Source organism: Parabacteroides goldsteinii (assembly GCF_020091425.1).
Taxonomy (GTDB): Bacteria; Bacteroidota; Bacteroidia; order Bacteroidales; family Tannerellaceae; genus Parabacteroides; species Parabacteroides goldsteinii.
The window spans coordinates 6446020-6467890 of record NZ_CP081906.1 but is presented as its reverse complement, the minus strand read 5'-3'; the positions used below and the strand labels follow the sequence as shown (position 1 = coordinate 6467890).

Sequence of the window (21871 nt, the reverse complement as noted above, 5' to 3'; positions counted from 1 at the left end):
AAATAAAACCAAGTTGTTACATAGATGTTACAACCTGGTTAAAATCCTGTTAGTCAACAGTCAGGTTCCCGTGACCGGTTCTTTTGTCGGACTCGGCACGTTTTGCCAGTTCCTTTGTTGTCAGGGTGATTACCTTGCCGACCGGTTTACCGTCGCGATAGGTCACGATACGCAACCAGGTTGCATTTTTCGGTATGCTCAACGGCTCGGTATATTTCGAAGTATGGCTATCCGGGTCTGTATTATCGAATGTATAGTAGATATCCGTACCGGCAATCTCACTGCCCAGCTCCACCTGCAAAACGCCATCCTGCAAGTACGGGCTCACAATTGCATTGTACATACTGCGGGCATAGTTTATATTTGCCTGGTCGGCACGGACAAAATGTTTTTCGACCCGCGGCCAGAATTTCTCCCAATCCGTTTTAGACGGCCCGCTCCATAATACTTCCGACAAGGCCCATCCGCGCGGCCAGGTCATGTATTCGACATGACGGAAAGTAGGAAGCGATTCAGCCCACAGATTTCCCTGTCCACCCAGCACCATTTCGGCCGGAACGCCTTCCGGTACGGGATTGAAACTGTATGAATCTTTCAGACGGCACATAGAATAGGTATCCGGTTCAACAGAAGGTTCCCCCTGCCATAAATCCAGATAGCAATGTTCCGTCGGAGTCATAATCACATGATGGCCGGCTTTAGCCGCTTTGATACCGCCTTCCATACCACGCCAACTCATTACGTTCGCATCGGGAGCCAGACCTCCTTCCAGGATTTCATCCCAGCCGACCAGTTTCTTTCCTTTCGACTTCAGCAAATCGCCCATCCGGTGGATGAAATAACTTTGCAGCTCTTCTTCATTCTTCAGGTTCTCAGCCTTCATACGGACCTGGCAACGGGGACATTTATGCCAGAAACCTTTAAAACATTCGTCACCTCCGATATGTACATATTCATCCGGGAAAAGGGCGGCGACTTCCGTCAGTACCTTATCCATGAACTCGAATGTATAATCCTTTCCGATACAAAGGGTATTTTCATCTTCTCCGTAGAACTTATTTCCGACATTCACGGCATCCGGGGCTTTCATACAGGCTAGTTCCGGATAAGCGACCAACGCTGCGACGCTATGTCCGGGCACGTCTATTTCAGGAATAACACGTACATAACGTTTTGCAGCATAGGCCAGCACTTCTTTCACATCCTCCTGGGTGTAGAAACCGCCGTAGGTAGTCTCCTCTCCCGGTTGCTGACGTTCACGCTGCCACCATTGGCCCACACGGGGAGCACGCCAGGCACCAACTTCCGTCAGCTTCGGCAAGGACTTTATTTCCAGCCGCCATCCCTGATCGTCCGTCAGGTGCCAGTGGAAGACATTCATCTTGTATTCGGCCAGTTCATCAATATACTTCAAAACTTCTTCCTTGGTAAACCAGTGGCGGCTAACATCGAGCATCAGCCCGCGCCAAGGGAACTGGGGTTTGTCAGTGATTTCAGCACAAGGAATAGTCCATTTCTTATCTTCAGGCTGCACAGTCTTGCTTTTAATCTCTGCCGGAAACATCTGTAACAGTGTTTGCACACCATAAAAGATACCCGCAGGCTTATTGGCAGTAATAAGGATATCTGAATGTTTCACTTTCAACTGATAGCCTTCATCTCCTAAAGACGCATCCTCCACCAGCTTGAATTCTATTTTCCCATGCTTTTCTACCGGAAGCTCAAAACCTGTAGCAGGTGAAATTTTCTCATTCAAATATTCGGCAATTCCCACCAATGCCTGATTCGACTGATCAAGCGTAATCGCAGCATTACGGGTAAGCGTAAAAGAATCAGAGTTTACTTTCATTTCCTGCGGAACAGGAATCAAGGCAAGCGTATCACGCTCACTTACAGACTGACGGGAACAAGAAATACTTATACAGACTATTCCCGTCATTAAAAATGCATGTAATGACTTCTTCATTCTATTTCAAACATATTTACAATTAGTGCCCGAAGATAAGAATAGTTATTCAATTACCACATCTAATTCCGCACATTCAATCGTAAGAGCAACAAATACATTCGATGTTCGATAATAACGGGCAAGCCTTTGCTTCATTAATCGTGAAACGAAGTTTTTGTGTCTCCACTGTTGGGAAACGCAAGATTCGCTTATATCCGATTGTCGAACCCGTAGCCACAACCTGCCATTCATCACCGACAAAGGCTTCCAAAGTAAACGCTTTTACACGCTGTCCCAAGCAAATATATTCCTGTACCAGGAATTGATTGATCGCGGTAGGAACTTTAAAATCAAACTCCACAGAAGCAGAAGTCACCTCGTCATCCGTAGCCCAGTAAGAATCTTTGTTTCCATCGACTAAATGAGCAGCAGCAAAATCTTTCCCCCTCACATTCGAAGCCCTGACCTCAGCTTGTTGTGCTAAGTTTTCTTTGAAGTTATTCTGTAAGATCTTTGCAACTTCCATTAGGACGGCAGAATCGGTCGGGTGAACCAACCCACGTTTGTCGATCGGAATATTCAAATTCCAGGTAGCATTACGACCGACCGAATGATAATACACATCGAGTAACTGATCGACAGTCTTCACCTGATCATCTTGCTCTTCATGATAGAACCAACCCGGACGAATAGAAACATTCACTTCTGCCGGCACCCAATACGAACCATCTTCATGTCCATTCTGCAATTGCTGATAATGAGGCCATCCCGGCCAGACTTCTTCTCTTCGAAGCGTACTCCAATTTGTCTCACCTACCCATCCGGCCTCGTTTCCACACCAACGGACATCAGGACCTGCATCACTAAAAATTACAGCATCCGGCTGTAATTTTTTTACCAATTGATTGGTACCGGGCCAGTCATAATAGGTCTTACGATCTACGCTACGTGTTTCATCCGCCCCGCCATAATAACCGGAACCGCCATTTGCACCATCAAACCAGACTTCAAAAATATCTCCGTAATTCGTCAATAGCTCATTCAGTTGATTTCTGAAATAAGTGATATAAGCTTCCGTTCCATATTCTTTATGATTTCTATCCCAGGGAGAAAGATAAATACCCAACTTCAATCCATATTCTTTACAGGCGTCAGCCAGTTCACGCACTAAATCCCCATTACCATTCCTCCACGGAGATTGTTTCACACTATAATCCGTATAAGCCGAAGGCCACAAACAAAAACCATCATGATGTTTTGCCGTCAGAATAACCCCTTTCATTCCAGCCTCCTTAAATAACCGACACCACTGCCTGCAATCCAGTTCCGACGGATTGAATAATTGGGGATCTTTATCACCATATCCCCATTCCATATCGGTAAACGTATTCATACTGAAATGAATAAAAGCATAACGCTCCAGTTCCTGCCATTTAAGTTGGGCTTCCGTCGGAACAGGTCCGCATGCCTCCGGCGCTTTCGGCCGTTCACAACCTGTTAAATTAAATAATGCGATCAAAACCAATAATAAACAATCTTTTTTCATCTTCTATTTATTTTATCAATCTGTTCATTCTACCATAAATAAAGCTCCGCTCCCTCCCTGCAAATCCACTTGAAAATAGGTCGTATCATCTTCTTTGCCTATAGCCTCCAGTGGTTCTTTTTTACCTGTCTCCGGATTAATCCAACAACAGTTTGTGGCACCGGCTTCAGCTAAGTCTATACCCAACCGGACACGCTGTGTCAAAGGAGCAGCCTCTTCCTCCAACTTCGAAGCATACCCATTGGTGACCATGAAAAACGTCTTTTCGCCTTCCTTGAAGAAGCCCGGGTCGCCCTGCTCTTCCTTCGGTATGACATCAAAAAAACCCACATACAAATCAGCACCTTCTTCCGGCTCCGACACAATCCTGCCCTCAGCCTTTTTCAAGAACGAAGTCTCCGGATTAAGAACGGAGATCATCCCCGGTTTGCCTTCCGTATACTTGGTAGTACCCGGCACATAACGGACATCGGTTGTTTTCAAACGTACCAAATAATCGCCAATATGCAGGCTCTCGCGGTTGCAACGGTTCACCCAATCCATGTGTTTGGTCGGATGCCCGGGCATTCCCTGTTCCAGCAACAGTGACCAGTCGGTCGGTGCCGTTTGTCCGCCATAACCGTCCCCTTGCAAAAAGCGGAACCAGTTCAGCCACTTCCCGCCGAACGTCCAGGTCATATAATAATACAGGCGCAATTGCGACTCGGTCAGTTTATAGGTTCCTTCGTTGACATACCCTTGCGAATATTGCCCGAACGCCATATAATCTTTCTTGTTGCCTTCCCATCCGCCTAACGCCAGATCGCGGTATTCGGCCAGATGCCCAGCCATGTCTTTGGCTCCGATATAATTATCCTTATCCCATGTATGGAAATAATACCAATCGTAGGTCAACAAATCCGGCTTGGCAAGTTTGATGTAAGTCAACAGATTTTCCCGAGTCCACTGATTGGGATATTGATTATTATGAACCAAGACATCCGGATACAAACGACGTGCCACATCATACCACTCTTTCAAAAACTTCGCCACCTCAAACGAGTAGTGTTCTTCGTCCCCGAAACAGATCGTAGTCAGGTTATCCAAATACTTCAACTGGTCTTCCGAAAGGAATCCGTTCTTCTTTTCATAATCTGTCGGCCCTTTCTTCAACTGATCGGCATGAGGCGCTTTCGCTATTGCCCACTGGCTATCAGGAAATTCCTTGAAATAAGAGGTATTAATCAAGGGCGGTCCATAGAAAGTAGGCCCGGTAAACCCCGTCAGCTTCCAATCCGGAATCGACAGGTTATAGGCAGGTTGCCCGGCCTTCCCTCCTAATTCATAATTGTCGGTTGCCACCCAGCATTGCAGTTGCAGCCCATGCCTGATGAATATGCGATTTGCCCGGAACAACTCCAGCTCCACCACTTCTATCCCGGGTTCTTCCGGATCCGGTTCTTCCGTAATCGGATCATTATTATCCGAACAAGACAGCAAACAGAACACTGCCAATAACTTCCCGGAAATCAAACTACTTAAAATTTTCTTCTTCATATAAATCCGTTATAGTGTTTTATTCAAATGTTCTTGTATAATAAAAATCCGATTGATAGGAAGAAAACGGATACCGGCTACCCAAGTCGAAACTATTCCATGAGGCGGAAATCATGAAAGCCTTCTGCTTCGTCTCCATCTTTTCAGATATCATTGGAGGATAATTTAATTATAAGTCACACTCCACGTTGCTGTCAACCGAACAGACGTACGCCTGTCGATTGAACAGAAGCGCCTCTGTCAGTCGAACAGGTGTACGTCTGTCGATCGAACAAATTATTCGATTTCCGGACGGTCGCTACCTCCAGAGTTGCCAATGCGCAAAGCATGCTCGTATTCAATCACACGCGGAGCCTTCAATAAGGTATTACTATTGGAATACTGCGTGACAATACGGAGCGTATACGTGCCTTCGGCCAATTCTGCCGGCACACGGGCAATCACCGTCTTCGGATCATTCTGTGTCAAGCGACGGGTCACAGCTGTTTCCACCTTTTCCGAACTAATAAAGAAAACACCTACTCCTTCAGCATCTCCGGCAACCCGGATCTTTTCGCCGGAGATCAAGATATCGTCGCCCGGTGTCATCGAACCGTCGGTCAAGCCAGTAACCGTATCAGTCACCAAACCGATACGCGCGGTACTGTCTTTCACGCCCAGCACTTCCAAGCCAACTACCGAAAGAGCTTTCCGCAGCTCGGCTGAAGGGCTTATACTGACTGAAACCTTATGTTTCTCGGGATTATACTTCTCAGTAGAACTATTCCATACTCCCCCCACACTCGGAGTATATTGGGCAACCCCGGTCAATACGCTGGTACCGTTTTGCAACAATTCACGGATAATGCGGTCGTGCTGGTTGATGACAGACAATAAAGTATCATACTTTATCTCAGAACCTTCCTCGATAATCTGTTTCGCGATGTCTTCGTTGCGTGATGTTTTCCCTACAGTAGATACTTCTGCTGTGTAATCGTTCTCTACGTCTTTGGTAAGCAGATTCAAGTTCAACCATACTTTCCAGAATTTTGTGAATGCACTCATGATATTATAATTTAAATTAAACGCAACCATAAAGTTACGCTGGTTATATATTCATTTGAATTTTCTTATTACCACCAAATCATTTCGCCTTTATTCAAGGTAAAACATCGCCCTACGAATTTCTTGTCTTTGTCTGCCAAATACAGCAAGGCATTTTGAGGAACTTCCGGGAAAATAATATGATTGTTAGTTGCAATTTCAGTGCCGATATATTGCCATTGGTTAGCATTCCAATAAAAAAGAGAATAAGCAGCGCCATTAACAGGCCTTTTACGTGCTTCGCCGGAATACAGGCGGTCGAAAATATCTTTCGGTAATCGATCTTTGTTGGCCACAGCTACCGATATCTCCTTTAACAACGGAAACAAATAGGTAACCGTACAAATGTCTGTCGTTTCCATAGGAGTCAATGAATGTTTAACACCTGTTGAATCAACAATAAAAGGCACATTTATCGGAACCATCTTTTTCTCCCTATAAAAAACCGGCAAATAAAGCATTTCTCTCTTCACGTCTTTAAATAAAGCCTTTCCATGCTCCTGCTCGGCACAAGCCGTAATCGTCCAGCCATCCGAATAAACAGCCAAATAGACTGGTTCATTTCTATCTGTTCCAGCCGACAATTCTACTGTCGCATCAGCCACCGATAAATATTCCGCTGTAACATCTTGTATACGCAAATCTGATAAAAAAGGAGGTAACTCTTCAGGTTCCCTGTGTCCGACTACTCGTTGTAAATAAGGATTAATAGAAAACTTCTTCCGATACACTTTGGCAGGATATCGTTTAGGGGCAACTTTGGTTGAATCCTTAAATCCATACGTTGCGAACGGAGAGTACGACTTACCCAGCCCTGTTTCCCGTCCCATGAACGGAATCATCCGCCCATCCACATATACCACATTCCACGAATGTCCACCAGTCGTATTCCCCCAACAGGGAGAAAAGTCAATTGTACAAGGATAACCCAATGCACGCAACGGATACAACACGGATTTCGCCATGTGGTAGCAATCGCCTTTCTGTAAGCTTCGTAATTGACTCCATGGCATAGTTGCATAAGATTCTTCTTTTAAAGAAAAAGTAAAGTCTTTTTTTAATAATCCATTAATTGTATCACATATATATACTAATGAACTATCTTTGAAAAATATAAATTCTGAAGAACACTTCTCTCGCCAATTCTCTATTGGCTCCTTATCTATTTGAATAGGAAGCAAATATTCACAAAATACAGAAAATGGCAGTTTCTCTTGTTCCAATAAAGACCTACAAGACGCGACAGAAGATGTTATATCATGAATCAGTAGTTCTTCTTGATTTTTCCATAAAGTCAATTGTTCTCCTGTCAAATTATCTCTTAGAAAGCTATAAGCCTGAATACAAAGAGAATCTGCCGTACGATCAAAATAACTCTCTACTGAATCCTTTGGGAACATAGTACATGAATCAAAAAGGCACAAAAAAGTGAACAAATATACACAATAGAAGTTATTCATAATCCAAGTAATTTAACAGTTCCAACATTTCTTCTTTCATTTCTGTTACTGCCGGAGAATCCACTTTGGGTTGTTTTTCCAAACAATATTCTGCCGTTTTTTTTGCATTAGAGAAATCACTTATTTCAAAATAGAGTTTAGCCAACAAATAATAGGGATATTGTCGATTTGGTACTAGGTAACCAGCTTTTTGGTAACATCTTATGGCATCTTCATATTTTTTTTGTGATTGAAAATTTGTCCCTTTACGAATATATATTGCAGGGTCAGAACAATAGTTATATGCTTTATCTAATAACTCATTACTTTGTTCATATTCCTTCAACATGGTTAAACAACCAGCATAATCAAACAAAAAACCCGGTTGATCAAATAAATAAGGATAGATACTTTCATATATTACCCTAGATTTTTCATAAGCTTTTGAATTATATAAATGATTGGCAATAAACCAATCCTTATAAGCTTTATAAGTTGGGTACCTATTAGTCAATGCAAAAGTAACAAACAGTACACAAGCACTAAAGATAAAACACCCCGCCCAAGTATGCCTAACTGATTTTTCTACCGTCTTATACTCATTACATTGTGACAATAGAAACACAAATACAATCAAAAAAGGTAATACACTAAACGGATATGAAAGAGAGGCGAAAACAAGAATTGAAATCATCCCACCTACAACAGCATACTTTTTACCCCGAACACTGTAATATAAGCCTTGCACAACAACTAATAAGAAAAGAGAAAAACCTATAATTCCCATTTCCGCTGTTATTTGTAAAAATTCATTAAACGCATAGTCTGAACGATCTGCCAAAAATTGCTCTCTCTCACTTGAGTGACCCGATGAAAAATAATCGATCTGTGTTTCACCATAATAACCGGGGAAATTACCAATTCCTATACCTAAAGGATTTGCAACAATAATCTCCAAAGTATTCTTCCATATCAAAATACGCCCATCTGCAGAATCCTTTTTGAGAATGTATATTGATGTTACTAAACATGTCAGTATAATAAAAGAAAAAAACAGTGATATAGCCAAACGCATATTTGTCTTACCAACATTTTTCCGCACTAATATACAAGACTTTGCATGATTACTTCTCAAATAAGTAATACACACAAATAAACTTCCCCCTAATACTGCCAGCCATGAAGCACGACTCATTCCTGCCGGCAAAATCACGAAAATCAGAGATAATGTTAACAACGAAATAAACCAACGGAAATAAAAGAAAACGAACCGTCTATTTCTTTTAGTTAAAACCACCGAAAAATCTTGTAATAAATAATATAAAGCGATAGGAAATACAATAGCCAAATAGCCTGAATAAGGTCCTGGATTATAAAAAGAGCCTGTTATTTTAAATGATTCATGAAAAGATAATAGTAAACCGTATAATTGCCCTAGTCCCCAAGCTGCTTCGATCAAACCTGTTATAATAAAAAACACGCCTACCCATCTTCTTATACTCCTAGATACAAAAGCTATACGAAAAAAGAAATAAAGAACACCAACTAAAGCAAATAAAATAAATTTCAAACCAATTCTATCAGACAAATAACTATTCAAAATTACATTATACAGAATAAAAACAAATACCAACAGATCTATAGTCGATATAGTAATATGTCTTTTATACTTCCAAAACGATAGCATTGCTGATATAGACACCATTGCCATAGAAATATAAAACCAAAAGTATTTCCCTGTAATAGTCGGATTTATTAAATCATGATCGACTATTAAAGCAGTATATAACACCATAAATAAAGGTATTAAGTATAATGTTTTTAGCATTATATATTTAATTAAAAACATAAGACTAATCGACTTTCAATTTATGTAAAAACAACACTGGGTTATCTCCTGAATCTAATATACCTAAATCATTTTTATCAGAATGAAAATGTTCATCAAAAGTTAGTACACCGTATGCTGGCATATAAGATATTAAAAAACTCCTATAAAAAGTCAATGGATTTGCAAAACAAAAAGGATACTCTTTTTCTTTACTATTCATCAAATATGTATTACTATTCTTTTCACACCCTAAAAACAATTTTGTCAAATAATATTTACCTCCACAATTATATGAAACAAACAAAGTACTATCCATTCGTTTTATTGAATTAAAACTTTGAATCATATTTTTTCCTAATGAATACTTTCTTTTTTCTTCAAAAGAAATTTTCTTATCTGGTAATTCTATTGTATTAAATTCGAATCTAAATACAGGATTACAACTTTCTGAAGTTAATTCATATATAGAATAATCATAAGGAAAATATACATATTTATAAAATGAAAATTCATCAGAAAAAGGACATTTATAAATAATGAAATTTTCATTTCTATCAAAAGCAGATGTTTCTGCAAATATTTTTTCATCAACAAGATCATAAAAACAGAAATTAAATTTCTTTTCATTAGAAAATGCAGAATACAATACTATTGTATCTTTATTATAAAATTCAAATCGATGATAATAATCATCTAATTTGTAAGATTTGACAAAAGAGCCAGTCATGTCATACTTATAAATAGTATGATTTACAGATGATAAAACATATACAAAATTTTCAAACCATTTGAAATCCGAAATTTCTAAATATTCTTCCGGTCCCTCACCTTGACGTTCTATTTTATTTACAAAATTTCCATTTTTATCAAATTGAAAAATAGTTGCAACTAATCGATCCAGAATAAAAAAATAATCATCGTTTACTTCTATTTTATCAATATCTGTAATCAACACACTATCCTTTGTTTCCAAAGGTACAGCTTGCCAATTCTCAAATACATCTGTAATAGGCTCAGTATTTTGCACGTCTATATAATAAGAAACACTATTTTTATCGCCACTATTACAAGCTATTAAAAATATAAAAAAGAAAAATAATAACTGATTCATATCTTCACCTTTAATAAGGTGTACAGTCTGTAACTCTGTACACCTATTAAATTAAACAATCAATTTACCCATCCCCAGATCTCTGCACATTCAATATTTTTACATGTTGATGTGCCTCCACTTTCACAAGAAACTTGATAATTTTCAAGACATAAAGAGCCATTCACTTCAATAAAACCTCCCCCCATAATAGAAATTTTTCCATTTCCATAAATCACGCAATCACTTGTAATTCGTTTATAGATAGTTCTATTATCACTCTCTGAAACATTCACAGTTCCACCTTCCGCATAAGCCAAAACATTCAAGTTTTCCAAAGCTAATCCTGACAAACTTTTATCTGAACTCAAATTCAAATGAACATTTATTGCAGCTACAACAGAAAGCATGCAAATAAACAGAATAGAAAAAAATTTTACTTTCATAACCGTTTAATTTAAAATTTAACAATCTTTTTTTGAATAAATAGCAGGAGGAGAAACCCTCCTACTATTCTAAGAATTATTTACCAACCCGAAGTCTGTTCAATATTCGGATTTGAGTTCAATTCATCTTGCGGGAGAGGCCATGCATCGTATTTCGGGAATGTACATGTACGGTTTTCCAATCTCACATAATTGTTTGTCTTTGGGTTATAAGCGCCTAAAGCCGGACCATTCATGGTTTCGTTGCCAATACCCCAACGACGAATATCCCAATAACGCTTACCCTCAAATGTAAATTCGACACGGCGTTCACGACGATACAGTTCACGCACTTTTTCCTGCGTATTGTAAACCGCCTTGTTCATATTCGGCATACCGGCACGGTTACGAATCATATTGATGTATTTTTCAACATCTGCATTCTGCCATTCACCGGTTTCAACCAAACATTCTACATAGTCGAGCAATACTTCGGCATAACGATAGTAAGGATAGATCAAAGAACCACCGGAAGGGTGGGAACGATCTTCTTCATCCAAGAATTTCTTTAAAATATATCCTGTTTTTACTGCACCAACTGTACCCACATTGTTTGCTCCACCATCTTCAAACGGCTTATATTCGAAACCAGAGATAGAAGTATTATCATTCGGCACGATAACAGTTGCATACAAACGTGGGTCACGAGGTTTGCATAACGGGTCGTGTTCAAACTTCGTGCGTTCGTCTGCAGGCAGATCTTTCAAAGCGACGCCTTCGGCTGTTTCATACTCGTCAACCAACGATTTCAACACGCCGGCAGCTCCCTGACCACTCAAACTCTGAGGAGCGTTACGGAACCAGGCTTCTGAAGCACCACTACCTTTGTAGATGATGAATTCCTTATTCTTATGACCGACATAAGTAAACATACCACTATAATGTCTTCCGACATCATCCTTACTCATATCCGGATCATAATACAATTCATATCCCATACCTCCACTTTTGGCTTCCTCATTAAGTGTAAAGAACTTTTTACAAGCCTCTTTCGCCACGTCATATCTTTTAAACTGAAGATTCGCATCAATCTTCAACATCAAAGCATATGAGCGGCACATACGAGAACGTCGACTGTCATCAAATACCCAAGGGAATACATCTTTGTCAGTGATAGCGATAACCTCATCCAAATCTTTATTGATGAAATCGAGTACCTCGTCCACGCTGTTCCTTCCCTTATAGATCTCAGTACCGTTCAACGATTTGTCTACAATTGGAATACCATCGTGATACCCATAATACATCAACAGACGCATGTGATGCCAAGCCCGCCATGTCTTAGCTTCCGCTATCATACGTTCGCGCTCTTTTTCATCAATGAAATATGCGCTATTTACATGCTCCAAAAAGCGGTTACAACGACGGATACGCTTATAGAAATCAGACCAAAAATCACTCATATAACCACCGGTTGTAGCTGTAGCAGTACCATTTCCTATTTGAGCGATCTCTCCTTTGAAGTTTCCTGCCCAATGCATATTGTCCGTCATACCTTCCATGTGCATCAAAGCCATATAAGGAGGATCGTAATAATAAGAACCACCGGGCCAGACACTACACGCACCTAAAGCACTGTTACATTCATCTTGCGTTTTCCAGAAATCCTCATCCGTGATTCCTGTCGGGTGGTCGTTTGTCAGAAAGTCTTCACAACCACAAAGTAAAAAAGAGGAGGCTAACACAGCCAACATCTTTTTATTTAATACATTATTTAATTTCATGACGTATATTCCTGTTTTAGAAGTTCAAATTAAGACCAAAAGAATACGTTTTCACCATTGGGTAAGAACTCATCTGCCCCTTTCCTTCCGGGTCGATCAAATCGTCCTCTGCAAAAGTGAACGGGTTTTGCGCATTGACATACACACGGATACTCTGGATACCCATCTTCTTCAAAGCCAACTGGTCGAATGTATAACCCAATTGGATATATTTGATACGACAATAGCTTGAATTGAAACGCCAGAAATCGGATTGGTGGTGGTTGTTGCCGTAGGAAGCATTCGGAGCCAAACGCGGATAACGTGCACCGGTATTGGTCGGTGTCCAATAATCCGTCTGGGCAGTGATTGGTGTCAAACCATCCCCTGTAATATCCAATCCATATGAGAACGGAGCTGTATAATAAGATTCCGAGCCGCTTACGCCCTGGAACAAGGTTTCAAAACTCCACTTCTTCCAATTCAACGAAATGTTGGCAAAATAGTTCAACTTCGGTTGGTCGTCACCACGGATTACACGGTCATCTGCTGTAATAGATCCATCCTTGTTGGTATCGATATAATGGATATCACCCGGCTGTTGCCCGTCATAGATAACCACTCCATCCTTCGGAATCCAATTTCCGCTGGCATCTTTCGTGAAGTCACTTTCCTGCAACAATCCATCGGAAGGATAAACATAATAGCTGTTCAAAGCATATCCTTCTGTATGGATACGGGTACCGTTGTCATACGGGCCACCAAACAAATCTTCGATTTCATTTTCATTATGGCTCAGACCGCCATGGATGTTAAATGAGAAATCTTTCGTCAATTGCTTTCCGTAATTTACATCCAACTCCCAACCACGGTTTCTCAGTTTACCGGAGTTTAGTAGAACTCTTTTGTCACTACCCAAAAACGTACCACCAATAAAAGATGTTGGCGGTGCAAGAATCAAATCGGTAGTCAACTTGTTGTAATAGTCGAACGTGATGTCCAAATCTTTAAACAAAGTCATATCGAAACCGACATCCAACATACGAACCGTTTCCCAAGTCAGATCCGGATTACCGAATACCGTTTCAGTACCGTCACCTGAACTAATCAAGTTCTGGTATTTGTACAAGCCTATGTTTTCATTACCCAACATACCATAAGATCCCCTAATCTTCATGTGGTTGACAAATGACAAATTCTTCATGAAGTTTTCCTCCGACACGTTCCAACCGGCACCGATAGAGGGGAACACACCATATTTATGCCCTTTTCCGAAACGAGAAGATCCATCGCGACGAACCGTACCTTCCAACAAATAACGGTCGTTGAATGTATAGTTGGCCTTGGCAAACAAAGAAACCATTGACCACTGGTCCCAGTCTCCACTATTGGTTAGCTCTTGGTTATAACCACCCAATACGAATAAACGATGTTTATCCTTTTCAAACGTGTATTCAGCCGTACCACCTAAATAGTAATAAGAACTACGGTCTTTAGAAGCATTGTTGATAGCACCCCATGTTTGCAAGAACACATCCGTCTCGTAATCGAAGAAGTTATAAGCACGGCGTTTTTCTGTTTTGGCCGTACTGCTGACACGATAAGAATATTGTCCACGGACGATCAACTTCGGAATGATTTCCCAACGAGGAGCGATATTGATGCTTACGTTGTCCTCCAGGGCTTTGAATTCACCACCCTGTTCAATCATAGCCGCCGGGTTACGCTGCTCCGGTCGGTTACCATAAAAGACAACATCGCGCCCCTCTTTCATCGGATAAACTGACATGACATTAGACGGCGTGCGATAAATAAACTCCAGAATCTTGCTGGCATGTTCATCACCACGGTACATCGGTTCATACCGATTCGTACGGTACGCATTGAAGTCCATGTTTACCGACAGATTATCCAACAAGTTGACCGACGTATTGGCACGAATATTCAAACGGTCTGATTTTGCTTTTTCTATCAAACCTTGGTTCTTCAACCAGTTAACATTCAAAGCAAAACGGGCTAAGTTACTACCGCCGGATATACCGACAGAGTGGTTTTGGATGAAACCGTTCTTAAACATATAATCCGCCCAGTCCGTATTCGGATACTTGATCGGATCTGTTTGGTTACGAGTAGCATCGATAGCCTCTTGTGAATAAGTCGGGTCGCCACCAATATTTTGCTGTGCAATATTGGTCATTTCCATAAAAGTAGCGCCATCTACAAATTTGGGCAAATAAGTAGCTTTTTGAACACCGACATATCCATTATAGCTAACATTTACCTTACCCGGCATACCACGTTTGGTCTTTACCACGATGACACCATTGGCTGCACGAGCACCATACATGGCGGCAGCAGCAGCGTCCTTCAAGACGGTCATACTCTCAATGGTATTCGGGTCAAGATTATTCATATCCATCGGGATACCATCCACCAACACCAACGGGTCGTTGTTTGTGTTAAGAGAAGAGATACCACGAATCTTGATCACGGCATTGTCGGCACCCGGAAGACCTGTGCTTTGCGATACATTTAAACCGGTGATACCTCCCTGTAAGGATTGGGAAATAGAAGTAATGGGCTTCGTTGTCAGATTAGCCGCTACGTTCAATGTAGATACAGCGGAAACGGAATTCAAACGTTTTTCTTCTGACATACCAGTTACGATTACTTCATCCAGTTCTTCTGAGTCGGCCACCATAGCGACAGACAAGTTACTGATTTGACGGGATACAACGTATTCGTAATCTTTAAAGCCAATGTATTTAAACACCAATATATCTCCTCTTTTGGCTTTGATACTGAAATAACCGTTTCCATCGGTAATCGTACCCAATGTTGTACCTTTAATGATTACATTCACACCAGGCAATGACATAGGCGGTTCCACGTTTTCCATGACCTGCCCCTGGATAGTCCATTCACGGTCGTCAGTAATCTCATCAACCCCTGGTTGATTACCCGAGAATGTATTCTCTACTGTAATATCGCCCCCAGCAAATCCAACAGGTGAACCGGCAGCCCATAAACTAGGTCCTCCTCCTATCAAAGCACTGCTTAACGAAACAAATAAAAGCGAACGCTTTAAAACTTTTTGATTAGATAACAGATAAAAACCTGTGTTCTTCATAATGTTATTATTAATAGTTGATTAAATTCATTTTCTGTTTGTAGCAAAGGGTCATAATTTATCCGTAGATTAACAACTGTTCTTATAACCCTGTTTGAACTGTGATAATTTTTACTATCTCCTAATAGCCCTCCTTTCTTTAATTTAGATTAACATTACTGAGGGCGAAATTACAGTTACCACAAAATTCAATAGGAACAAATCAGATTTAACAGAAGATAATATTGTACTTGAAGGGATAAAAATTGTTTTTTATAGGGATAAGATTGTACCAATCCAATCACAAACAAATGATTAACAACACATTAATAAAATACACAATAATACTATAGTCCTAGGAGAACTATGTTAATATGGGCAAATATAACGTATTTTTATTCATTTTTCTAATAATACCCTATAGTTCTATCTAAAAGACGTGATATAAACATGTTATAGATTGTATATATTATATAACATATATGTACAAATGAACTTTAGGTTATATCTGGAGTAGTTATAAAGAAAAACAAGCCTTTTCCAAGACGACTATCCATAGGAATAAACTTATTGACTAGTCTGAAAAATGAATTTTGATAACATAGTTCTCCTAGTACTAAGGCTCAAAAATTATAAAGATGATACGAATTACAAATTTGATAATATTATCAATCCTTTTCTTTGTTTTCCAGGTAAGCGGAATAAACTTTCCAGACTTTTGGTTTGAACACATAACAATAGCCGATGGATTATCCCAAAACTATATTACAGATATTAAACAGGATAAGGACAGACTCATTTGGATCGGCACTAAAAACGGACTCAATAAATACGATGGCTACAAAATGACCATATACAATCATATACAAAATGATTCGACATCAATTCCTAATAATTACATCTCCTACATATATCAGGACTCTAAAGACAATCTTTGGATCGGAACAAATACAGGCCTATGCAAATACATTTCGGAAAAAAACTGTTTCGAACAATTCAACTTCGAAACCACGGATAGCCCACATTCCAACTACAACATCTCCTCTCTTTTTGAGGACAGAAATAATACTTTATGGATCGGAACAGAAGAAGGGTGTCTGATTTCATTCGACCTAAACACAGAAGGACTCAAAATATATAGAGCTTCTCAGGGAATCAAGGCTATTGAGCAGGACAAAAGTTCTTTACTGATAAGAGGAAGAAATAAGGGTATCATACACTTCGATCCTATCGAAGAAACCTTTTATCAAACTGCAATCGACTCAACATTCAATTCTGAGACAGTCACAACCATTGCTACTGATCCAAAAGGAAATTTTTGGATAGGTACACAAAGTCACGGCTTTTATCTATACGGGAAAAACCTTAACAAACTATCCGGACAGACCATTCTGGACATTCATTTTTATAAAGATACTTTTGCCTTGTTAGGAACCGAAGAAGATGGTCTTGCTTGCTACAATATATATACGGACGAATTTCAATATATAAACAATACACACGAAAATATAAATCTCAATTCGGAAGGAATCACTTCATTATATGTAGATTCCGCACAAACAATATGGATCGGAACGATCAATGGTGGAATAAATAAATTTGATCCGAACCGCAACAGGTTTGTACACTTGTCGCTTTCACCCAAGTATAATACGCCTTCTACTATCCATTGTGTTTTTGCATTGGAGACATTGGATAATCAATCAATATTAGCCGGATTAAATACAAAAGGAGTCTATTCGCTGGATAGCAGAACTTATGAAATTGACAATACTGCTATAAACCAAATAGCCCCTCAATTGCGTGAGACTACAATCAATACCATTCTGAAAGATAGCCGGGGTTTATTGTGGCTGGGCACTTACAAAAAATCGCTAATCATATCCGGTCCCAGAAACTTAACCGAACCAATAAACAAACTAATAGAAAAGAGTTTACCCCCGTCAAGCTCAATCAAATATTTGTATGAAGATTCTCAACACAGAATATGGATAGGAACAGATAATAGCGGACTGTTCTGCTACGATCCGAAGTTACATACTCTCCCCGGGAACACGAAAGAACTAAAAAAATACATTTATCCCAATCTGATAACCTCAGTTATCGAAGACGACAATCACCAGCTCTGGGTAGCAACAAACTGTGGTCTATATTTATACGATCCGGAAGAAGATTCTTTTGCAAGAAATTTTCTCGCCAACCAAGAACAACCCTATTCACTGGCAAACACTATTATCCCGATCTGCCCAATCCAGGATACGCTTTGGCTTGGAACACGGCAAGGGCTCATCAAATATTCACCCAAAGAACAAAAACATCGAATATTTCAGGTGGAAGACGGACTGCCGAGCGAAAGTATCAAAGGCTTATTGCATGACGAACCGAATAATAAACTCTGGATATCGACCGATCGCGGACTCAGTTGCCTGAATCTGTCTTCTTACCAATTCATAAACTTCGGACTAAAAGATGGAATTGTCGGAACTGAATTCAATGATATGAGTTTCGAAAAAGGTACCGACGGAACTTTCTTCTTTGGTTGTGTAGACGGAATATACTGTTTCCGTCCGGATCAAATAAAAATGAATCCTTATGCCCCTGGGGTTATCATTACTCACTACCGGTTATATGATGATTCCCCCCAAAATAAAACAAATGGGGATATATCACGTATCCCTGTCCCTTCAAACAAAGAGATAACAATCCCATTTAAACAGTCTATTTTCAGTATAGACTTCGTTGCACTCAATTATACAAACACACCTAAAAACCAATACGCCTATAAATTAGAAAATTACGACAATAACTGGCACTATGTCGGGACACAACACATGGCAACCTATACGAATTTAAACCCCGGAACTTACCTGTTCCGGGTTAAAGCCTCCAACAACGACGGTGTCTGGAACGAAAAAGGAGCCTCTCTGAAAATAACGATACTTCCTCCCTGGTGGCGAACAACATGGGCTTATTTTATCTATACAATAATAATCGGAGGTATTATTTTTATTTCAATCAGAATTTATACTAATCGGTTGAAAATGCAAAATCAGCTTAACAGGGAACAGTTCGAACGGGCACAACTCGAAAAACTAAACCGATTAAAATCGCAGTTTTTTTCCAATATCACCCACGAATTCAGAACGCCATTAACACTTATTATCAGCCCTTTGGAAGCCATAAGTAATACTAAAGGCAGAGTTTCCCTCCGGGAGAATTATCTCACTACAATAAAAAACAATGCTTATAAACTACTGGACTTAGTGAACAGGCTTCTGGATTTTTCAAAAGTAGAGTCCGGTTGCTTCACCTTTAATCCAATTAATATAGACATTATATCTTCCATTAAACACGGTGTTGCATACTTCCTGCCTTTAGCCGGAGAGAAAAATATTACACTCATCTTTCATGCCGACAAAGATGATTTTGTCTGCTCTATCGATCCCAATATTATAGAAAAAATACTATACAATTTAATTTCAAACGCCATAAAATATACTCCTGAAAATGGGACAGTAGAAGTTTGTGTTACACTGGAAAAAGGTAATTTATTAAGCCTCTCGGTAAAAGACACAGGGAAAGGAATTCCCGTTAATAAGCAAAAGGTTATATTCGATCGCTTCTACCAGTTAGACGGAGATATACCTAATGGTACCGGCATCGGCCTGTCATTAGTGAAAAGTCTGGTAGAGTTACATCATGGAAGTATCGATATGGAAAGCGAAGTGAATAAAGGTACAATATTCACCATTCACATCCCTTATAAAGATGTAACAACAAATGAAACAATAATTATCCCGACAGGTGAGAAGAACAATCGGCCTAATAAAGAAAAAGACCGGGCATATCTAACGAAAATGCTGAACGAACAGGATATTCAGGAAACCAATTCAAGTTTCCCAACCATATTGATAGCAGAAGACAACCATGATCTCCGGGAATTTATTAAGAGTATTCTGAATAATAAGTATAACGTAATAGAAGCGGAAAATGGAGCCATAGCACTGGATATAGCGCGAAAAGACAGTCCGGATATTATTATTTCCGATATTCTGATGCCAGAAATGGATGGAAAGCAACTTTGTGTACAAATCAAACAGGACATACAAACTTGCCACATCCCTTTCATTATGATAACAGCTTTGAGTTCGGAAACCGACCAGATAGAAGGCCTGACAGTCGGTGCTGATGATTATATCACCAAACCGTTCAATCCGGAAATTTTAAAAACAAAAATCAAGAACGTATTAAAAAGTCGGGAGCTTATATCCCGCCGCTATGCAACATTGTCCGCTCTAGAACCGGAAGAATTTGTAACAGAAGATAAAGATGCAACCTTTCTACTGGAAATCATCGAATTCATAAAAGCAAATGTATCCAATCCGGATTTAAAAGTAGATGACCTATCTAAAAATGCAGGCATGAGCCGAAGTCCATTTTTCAAAAAGCTAAAAAATCTTACCGGAAAAACTCCAAACGATTTCATTCGTGACATCCGTTTAAACCAAGCAGCCAAACTTTTATTGAAAAGTGATTTAAACATCACTGAAATTGCTTATCAAACAGGATTCACTTCTCCGAAGTATTTCAGGGAATGTTTCAAAAAACAATTTGGAGAATCCCCCAGCCAATATATTGAAAACAAAAAAAGCCTCCCCGGGAAATAACCTGGGAGACTTTTTCTGATATTGATTTTAAGCTCGTAACTATTCAGCGAACCGTAACCCTTTCAGCTTATCCCATGCACCACGGGTAAAGTCCGGGATTTCGACCGGGGCGCCTCCATTCTTCACGGATGTTTCCGTCAGTTCGGTCAGGCAGGACCATTCGGCTGCATCATATACATCCTGATCCAGCGGCAAACCGTTACGCAGACAGTAAATAAGGCGATAATCCATAATAAAGTCCATACCGCCATGGCCTCCTACTTTCCGGGCTTTTTCTCCAACCTCTTTAGTTATGGGATGTTCATACAAAGCCATGATAGAATCCATTTGTACCTTATTCAGGAATTCGTGTGCTTCAGGCTCCAGAGCAATACCTTCTACGGGATATTTCTGAGCAAAACCTTTCGTTCCGCTAACGAGATGATGGCGGTCGTACGGACGCGGACTGGTTACATCATGCTGAATCAGAATAGTTTTTCCTTTCTCTGTCTGGATCAATGTAGTATTCATGTCACCTACTTTATAGGTCTGTTTGGCTTCTTTCGAATCGGCTCCGAAAGTTTCTTTGGCATATTCAGTCATCCCGACCTGTTTAGTGGACATGGATACCAGATAATTCATTTTATCCCCTCTGTGAATATTCATAATCTGACAGATCGGCCCCAATCCATGGGTCGGATACGGATTTCCGGTATGTTCCTCGTTATATTTCAAACGCCACATTCCCTGATAACCGCCCTTTTCACTCGGATAGAAATTCAATGAACGCAAGTCATGGATGTAAGCCCCCTCCCCATGGATCACCTCACCGAATACACCCTGTTGAGCCATATTCAAGGTAGCCATTTCAAAGAAGTCATAACAACAGTTTTCAAGCATCATACAGTGCTTACGAGTCTTTTCTGCCGTATTAACCAACTGCCAGCATTCATCGATCGACATGGCAGCAGGAACTTCTACAGCCACATGTTTGCCATGCTCCATCGCATAAACAGCCATAGGAGTATGTTTCAACCAGTCTGTACAAATATAAACCAGGTCGATGTCATCCCGTTCACAGATCTTTTTCCAGTCTTCCGAACCAGTATATTCATCGGCAGCGGGTAGTTTTTTATCCGTCAACGTTTTTTGCGCACTTTTCACGTAATCACTATTCAGGTCACAAAGAGCTTTCACCTCTACCCCTTCCAGGAAAGTAGAACGATAAACGGCTCCGCTTCCACGCATACCCAGACCGATATACGCAATACGTACTGTCGGGATAGGATCGCAAGACAAGTTCAAAACATCTACCTGCCCGGCAGGACGTTCTGGAGCTGGTGTCGGAATCATTTTAACCTGCGCCACCGACTGATTACAGGTAAAACCGGCTAATACAGCCAGTAAAAACAATGAATAAACAATTCTTCTCATAAGTATTTTAAATATATAAAG

13 protein-coding genes are annotated in these 21871 nt (G+C 40.1%); 1 reads left to right on the top strand and 12 read right to left on the bottom strand.

The genetic code is table 11. The annotated features are described in order from the left end of the window. Positions 1–49: 49 nt before the first annotated feature. From K6V26_RS26475 to K6V26_RS26430, 11 genes are all read right to left on the bottom strand, one after another. Positions 50–1966 (bottom strand): beta-N-acetylhexosaminidase, encoded by a 1917-nt coding sequence (locus K6V26_RS26475; RefSeq protein ID WP_224264295.1) that lies wholly within the window; start codon positions 1964–1966, stop codon positions 50–52. Between the two features lie 76 nt (positions 1967–2042). Next, positions 2043–3494 carry an alpha-L-fucosidase gene (locus K6V26_RS26470; protein WP_224264294.1) on the bottom strand — a complete coding sequence of 484 codons (1452 nt, stop codon included), beginning with the start codon at positions 3492–3494 and terminating at the stop codon, positions 2043–2045. A gap of 24 nt (positions 3495–3518) precedes the next feature. After that, complete coding sequence (locus tag K6V26_RS26465; RefSeq protein WP_195586289.1) at positions 3519–5030, bottom strand: hypothetical protein; 1512 nt, start codon at positions 5028–5030, stop codon at positions 3519–3521. 19 nt (positions 5031–5049) lie between these two features. After that, positions 5050–5184, bottom strand: coding sequence for a hypothetical protein (locus tag K6V26_RS28615; RefSeq protein ID WP_262895527.1), 135 nt, complete (start codon positions 5182–5184; stop codon positions 5050–5052). Positions 5185–5306: 122 nt separating this feature from the next. Continuing rightward, the gene (locus K6V26_RS26460; protein WP_317197511.1) at positions 5307–6104 is read right to left on the bottom strand and encodes a DNA-binding domain-containing protein; all 798 of its coding nucleotides are present in this window, start codon (positions 6102–6104) and stop codon (positions 5307–5309) included. A 38-nt stretch (positions 6105–6142) separates the two neighbouring features. Continuing rightward, the gene (locus K6V26_RS26455) at positions 6143–7573 is read right to left on the bottom strand and encodes a transglutaminase-like domain-containing protein (protein ID WP_224264292.1); all 1431 of its coding nucleotides are present in this window, start codon (positions 7571–7573) and stop codon (positions 6143–6145) included. Continuing rightward, entirely contained in the window at positions 7566–9380 is a 1815-nt protein-coding gene (locus tag K6V26_RS26450; RefSeq protein ID WP_224264291.1) for an O-antigen ligase family protein, read from the bottom strand. Before K6V26_RS26450 ends, K6V26_RS26455 begins: the two co-directional genes overlap by 8 nt. 25 nt (positions 9381–9405) lie before the next feature. Then, positions 9406–10494 (bottom strand): 6-bladed beta-propeller, encoded by a 1089-nt coding sequence (locus tag K6V26_RS26445; RefSeq protein ID WP_224264290.1) that lies wholly within the window; start codon positions 10492–10494, stop codon positions 9406–9408. A 59-nt stretch (positions 10495–10553) separates the two neighbouring features. Beyond that, a complete protein-coding gene (locus K6V26_RS26440) occupies positions 10554–10919 on the bottom strand; it encodes an NVEALA domain-containing protein (RefSeq protein WP_224264289.1) in 366 nt (121 codons plus the stop codon). An 80-nt stretch (positions 10920–10999) separates the two neighbouring features. Beyond that, entirely contained in the window at positions 11000–12682 is a 1683-nt protein-coding gene (locus K6V26_RS26435) for a RagB/SusD family nutrient uptake outer membrane protein (protein WP_009859758.1), read from the bottom strand. 16 nt (positions 12683–12698) lie between these two features. Continuing rightward, entirely contained in the window at positions 12699–15791 is a 3093-nt protein-coding gene (locus tag K6V26_RS26430; protein ID WP_224264288.1) for a SusC/RagA family TonB-linked outer membrane protein, read from the bottom strand. A gap of 617 nt (positions 15792–16408) precedes the next feature. Between K6V26_RS26430 and K6V26_RS26425 the strand changes: the two genes are divergently transcribed. Further along, positions 16409–20437 (top strand): hybrid sensor histidine kinase/response regulator transcription factor, encoded by a 4029-nt coding sequence (locus tag K6V26_RS26425; RefSeq protein ID WP_224264287.1) that lies wholly within the window; start codon positions 16409–16411, stop codon positions 20435–20437. Between the two features lie 39 nt (positions 20438–20476). Here the strand turns inward: K6V26_RS26425 and K6V26_RS26420 are convergent, their stop codons facing one another. Next, on the bottom strand, positions 20477–21850 hold the full coding sequence (locus tag K6V26_RS26420; protein ID WP_224264286.1) for a Gfo/Idh/MocA family protein: 1374 nt from the start codon (positions 21848–21850) through the stop codon (positions 20477–20479). Positions 21851–21871 lie beyond the last annotated feature (21 nt).